General features: G+C 71.3%; 5 protein-coding genes. 2 read left to right on the forward strand and 3 right to left on the reverse strand.

The window, feature by feature from the left end:
• Positions 1–153: 153 nt before the first annotated feature.
• Positions 154–939: a hypothetical protein gene (locus VI078_10570; GenBank protein ID HEY5999723.1), complete on the forward strand. Its 786-nt coding sequence runs from the start codon at positions 154–156 to the stop codon at positions 937–939.
• Positions 940–1,122: 183 nt separating this feature from the next.
• Here VI078_10570 and VI078_10575 read toward each other — a convergent pair whose 3' ends face one another.
• Entirely contained in the window at positions 1,123–1,779 is a 657-nt protein-coding gene (locus VI078_10575; GenBank protein HEY5999724.1) for a carbonic anhydrase, read from the reverse strand.
• Between the two features lie 142 nt (positions 1,780–1,921).
• Here VI078_10575 and VI078_10580 point away from each other — a divergent pair, with 142 nt between their 5' ends.
• Positions 1,922–3,136, forward strand: coding sequence for an NADP-dependent isocitrate dehydrogenase (locus VI078_10580; protein HEY5999725.1), 1,215 nt, complete (start codon positions 1,922–1,924; stop codon positions 3,134–3,136).
• 49 nt (positions 3,137–3,185) lie between these two features.
• Here the strand turns inward: VI078_10580 and VI078_10585 are convergent, their stop codons facing one another.
• On the reverse strand, positions 3,186–4,550 hold the full coding sequence (locus VI078_10585) for a methyl-accepting chemotaxis protein (GenBank protein ID HEY5999726.1): 1,365 nt from the start codon (positions 4,548–4,550) through the stop codon (positions 3,186–3,188).
• A gap of 12 nt (positions 4,551–4,562) precedes the next feature.
• Positions 4,563–4,967: tetratricopeptide repeat protein (locus tag VI078_10590; protein HEY5999727.1), on the reverse strand; the 405-nt coding region annotated here is incomplete at its 5' end.

Below are 4,967 nucleotides of genomic sequence, written 5' to 3' on the forward strand. Positions count from 1 at the left end.
AGCCCATCCCGCTCGACGGCCGGCGCCCCTCCCGCGAGCGCGGCCAGCAGGCAGACCGCGGCGGCGGCGGCCGCACGACCGCCCCTGCCGAGCCCTGCGCTGGCGCCCCACACCGACGGGACCATGACTGCCCTAAGTATAGACGCGATTCGCATGCGCGACACCCCTTTCCCGGCTATACTTGCGCCCATGCAGCCGGCCCTCGAGACCGGACCCATCGTCGAGAAGATCCTTGCTGTCCACGGCGGACGCGAGCGCTGGGAGAGCCTCTACGCGCTCGAGGCCGAGGTCTCGGCGCGCGGCCTGCTCTTCGCCTTCAAGCGGCGCCCGGCGCTGTGCCATGCCAGCGTGACGGCCATGGCGCGCGAACCGCACTTCCTCTTCCACGACTACCCCTCGCCGGGGATGACCGGCGAGCTGATCGGCAACGAGGAGGTGCGGATCCTCGGCAGCGCCGGCCGCGTCGTCGAGCGCCGCGCCTGCCCCCGCGCCCAGATGAACGCCCCCGGGAAACTGCTGGGCTGGGACGACCTCGACTTCGTCTACTTCGGCGGCTACGCGACCTGGAACTACCTGATGCTGCCGCGGCTGCTCCTGCACGACGGCGTGCAGGTGGCGGCGGTGCCGCCGCGCCGCGGCATGCCCGCCACCTGGACGTGCCTGCGGGTGCGCTTCCCCGAGTCGCTGCCGACACACAGCGCGACGCAGCTCTTCTTCTTCGACGAGCGCCTGCACCTGCGCCGCCAGGAGTACGTCGCGGAAGTGGTCGGCGCCTGGGCGCGCGCCGCCCACTTCTGCGAGGACTACCGCAACTTCAACGGCTTCAAGGCGCCGACGCGCCGGCGCGTGCGCCCGATGATCCCCGGCAACATCGCCCTGCCCGGCCCGACGCTCGTGGCGCTCGACGTCCACCTCATCCGGGCCGAGTACGACCCCTGAGCCCAAGTCCGCGCGTACGCGCGGATCAGACAAATCGACTTGTCATCGTGCTTCGACTGCAGCGCCTGGTTCTTGACAAGCCCTTCCCTGTCAGCATGGGGCGTAATCACCTTGCTCCAATCCAGATCAACAGGTACCCCTTGCTGGATCCGCGCGTGCGCGCGGATCGTGGCCTGAGCGCCGCTACCTGACCAGCGCCACCTCGCCGCTGTCCAGGTCGTAGCGGGCGCCGACGATCCTGATCTCGCCCTTCTCGACCATCTCCGCCAGGATCGGCTTGGACTCGCGCAGCAGGGCGACCGTGGCGGCGACGTTGGCGGCCACGGCGGCCTCCACGGCGTCCCCTTCCCCGCCCCTGGCCTTCTCGACGGCCGGCTTGAGCGCCGCCATCAGGGCCGGCAGGTGGCCGGGGAGCTCGCCGCCCTTGACCGCGGCCGTCACCGCGCCGCAGCGCTCGTGCCCGAGCACGACGATCAGCCGCGAGCCGAGGTGCTCGACCGCGTACTCCATGCTCGCGATGCCGATGTCGTCGGCGACGTTGCCGGCGACGCGGACCACGAAGAGATCGCCGAGGCCCTGGTCGAAGATCACCTCCGGCGGGACGCGGGAGTCGGAGCAGCCGAGGATGACGGCGAACGGCTGCTGGCCTTTCGCCAGGGTCGTCCGGCACGCCACGTCCTGCTCGGGGTGCGCGAGCTTCATCTCGACGAAGCGCCGGTTGCCGTCCATGAGCCGCGCAAGGGCCTCGTCCGCGGCAACTCCCCTGGCCTCCTCGGCGCACAGCGGCAACGCAATGCCGAGCATCGTCCCGAACACAGCGGTCGCGATCTTTGCCTTCATCCGCATCCTCCTGCCGGCTGCCTGCCGGCGCGCACGGCATTCTCCACCGGCGCTATCTCCGAGTCAATCACCCGGATTTGCCTGTTCCCGGCCCCCGATTTCTGGTACAACGATGCTCCCGGACAACCGAGAGGATGGAAGCATGACGAAGATCCGCGTGCAGAACCCGATCGTCGAGCTGGACGGCGACGAGATGACCCGCATCATCTGGCAGCTCGTGAAGGAGAAGCTGATCCTGCCGTTCCTCGACGTGCGGCTCGAGTACTACGACCTCGGGCTGCTCAACCGCGACGCGACTGAAGATCAGGTCACCCGCGAGGCGGCGGCGGCGATCGCCCGGCACGGCGTCGGGGTCAAGTGCGCCACCATCACGCCGAGCATGGCGCAGGTGACGGAGTTCAAGCTCAAGAAGGCCTGGCCGAGCCCGAACGGCACGATCCGCGGCGCGCTCGACGGCACGGTCTTCCGCAAGCCGATCATCTGCCCGAACATCCCGACGGCGGTCCGCAGCTGGGTCAAGCCCATCGCCATCGGCCGCCACGCCTACGGCGACATCTACAACAACCGCGAGTACCTCGTGCCCGGGCCCGGGAAGGCCGAGCTGGTCTTCACGCCCGCGGAGGGCGGCGAGCCGGTGCGGATCACGATCCACGACTTCGGCGGCCCCGGCGTGATCATGGGGATGCACAACACGGCGAAGTCGATCCGCTCGTTCGCCCGCGCCTGCATGAACTACGCGCTTGCCGAGGGCGTCGACCTCTGGTTCGCGACCAAGGACACGATCAGCAAGACCTACCACACGCTCTTCAAGACCATCTTCGCGGAGGAGGCGGCCGCGCGCGCCGGCGAGTTCCGGACGCTCGGCATCTCGTATCGCTACATGCTCATCGACGACGCCGTGGCGCAGATCGTCAAGCACCCGGGGGGCATCCTCTGGGCCTGCATGAACTACGACGGCGACGTCCAGAGCGACATGGTCGCGGCGGGCTTCGGCTCGCTGGGCATGATGACCTCGGTCCTCGTCTCGCCGGACGGGAAGTTCGAGTACGAGGCCGCGCACGGCACCGTCAGCCGCCACTACCGCGATCACCTCGCGGGCCGCGAGACGAGCACGAACTCGGTGGCGACGATCTTCGCGTGGTCGGGGGCGATCCGCAAGCGCGGCGACCTCGACGGCACGGACAAGGTCGTCGCGTTCGCCGACCGCATCGAGCAGGCGGTCCTCGGCTGCATCGCCGGCGGCGTGATGACGCGCGATCTCGCCCGCATCATCCACGGCACGATGGACCCGCCGCGCGAGAGCTGGGTCGACACCGCGGGCTTCATCGACGCGGTCGCCGCCCGCCTTCAGAGGTAGCCGGGGTCGCTCGGGAGGCCCTGGCGCGTCCCGGCGGCGCCAGGCCGCGCTACCCGGTCTGCGGCAGGTAGCCGACCCGCAGGCAGCCCCACGGCCGCCCGCCGACCGCGATCGGCACGGCGACGTCGACGACCAGCTCGCCACCGGCCTCCAGGGGGCGCCGGAAAGCCTGCCCGATGAACCGCCCCGAGCGGGCGCCGGCCTGCGAGACCGGGTCCTTCATGATCACCCCCGCGCGCGCCCGCAGCAGGTGCGTCGGCATGAAGCCGTTGCGGTCCATCGCGACCACGTACACGAGGCTGGGGTGGCGCGCGGCCCACCCCCGGAGCAGGGGCAGGATCCGCCCGTCGAAGTACTCCACGGCGCGGTTGGTGTGCCGCTCCCCGGCGACGGGGATGTAGGCCTCGTCGAAGAGCGCTTCGGCGGCGAGCCGCCCCTCGCGGACATCGCGCTCGAGCGTCCGCCGGAACTCCTCGGCGGCCTCGAGCAGCAGGGACTCCACCTCGCGGTCGGTCGCGTCCAGACGGAACGCGCACAGACGCGAGTAGATGCCGATCGTGCTGCGCGCGACGGCCTCGCCGGCCTCGGCGATGCGGTCGGCAAGCTGGCGCCCAACCGTCGCCTGCGCCGAGACCTCCTCCATGCGCGCCGAGACCTCCCGCACGATCTTCGTGGCCTTGAGGGTGATCGTCCGCAGCGACTCGTCGGTCAGACGCGCCTTCTCGAGGCTCTCGGTCGCGCTCGCCAGCGCGGCCTCCATGTTCCTGAGCGACGTGCCGGCCTGCTCCTTGATGACGGAGACGACCTCCCCGATCTCGCGCGCGTACTGCGACGAGCGGTCCGCGAGCTTGCGCACCTCCCCGGCGACCACCGCGAACCCGCGCCCCGCCTCGCCCGCGCGGGCCGCCTCGATGGCGGCGTTCAGCGCCAGCAGGTTGGTCTGGCGCGCGATCTCGCCGACGACGGAGACCGAACCGGCGATCCGCTCCGAGGCGCTGGAGAGCGTCCGGTTCGTCTCGGCCCACGACGAGATCTGCGCGGCGAGCCGCCGGACGCTCTCCAGCGCCGACTCCTGCGCGCCCGCGCCGGCCGACCGCCCCTCGCCGGCGCCGCTGCGGTCGATCGCGTGCGCGATCTCGTCGATCGTGACGGACATCTCCTCCAGTTCCTCGACGACGCGCGCCGCGAGGGTCTCGGTCCGGTCCGCGGTGCGGGCCATCTCGGCGGCGTCATCCTTGACGCCGTCCGAGAGGTGCGTCTGCGCCAGGCCGCTCGCGAACAACTCCTTGAGCGTGGCGCCGGCCTCCTGGAGCAGCGCGTTGACACGCTCGAGCGCGCGCTCGCCGTTCCAGCGCCCGGTGAGCCGCAGGCCCAGGTCGGGCCTCCCATCCCCGTCGATCGTCCTCCCCTTCATTGTGCCGACACCTCACAGTCCCGCTTCGTCCGCTCCGTCGAGCGCCTCGAGGTTGGCGCGGGCGCGCGCGGACGTCGGATCCGCGGCGAGCGCCCGGCGGTACCGCTCCGCCGCGAGGCCGCGGAACTGCGGCCCCCGGCGCTCGGCGACGACGCCGAGGTTGAACCAGACCTCGCCGAAATCCCCGAGCGCGAGCGCCGCCTGGTACGCCTTCTCGGCCTCGTCGAAATCGCCGTGCTGCGCGTGAGCCGCGCCCAGCGAGTTGAGGACATCGGGGTCCCCCGGGTTGGCGGCGCGCGCCCGCGCCAGGTGCGGGAGCGCCCAGTCCGGCTCCCCCCGCATGAGATAGACCTGCCCCATCTGGAAGTCCGCGCTGATCCGCTCGCGGCCGGCGCCGAACCAGTCCGGGAAGACCGC

The sequence above is a fragment of the bacterium genome, assembly GCA_036524115.1.
In the GTDB taxonomy this organism is placed as follows: domain Bacteria; phylum JAUVQV01; class JAUVQV01; order JAUVQV01; family DATDCY01; genus DATDCY01.

Coding starts and splice junctions, on each gene's coding strand:
- VI078_10570 (HEY5999723.1), top strand. CDS start 154: ATGCGCGACACCCCTTTCCCGGCTATACTTGCGCCCATGCAGCCGGCC.
- VI078_10575 (HEY5999724.1), bottom strand. CDS start 1,779: ATGAAGGCAAAGATCGCGACCGCTGTGTTCGGGACGATGCTCGGCATT.
- VI078_10580 (HEY5999725.1), top strand. CDS start 1,922: ATGACGAAGATCCGCGTGCAGAACCCGATCGTCGAGCTGGACGGCGAC.
- VI078_10585 (HEY5999726.1), bottom strand. CDS start 4,550: ATGAAGGGGAGGACGATCGACGGGGATGGGAGGCCCGACCTGGGCCTG.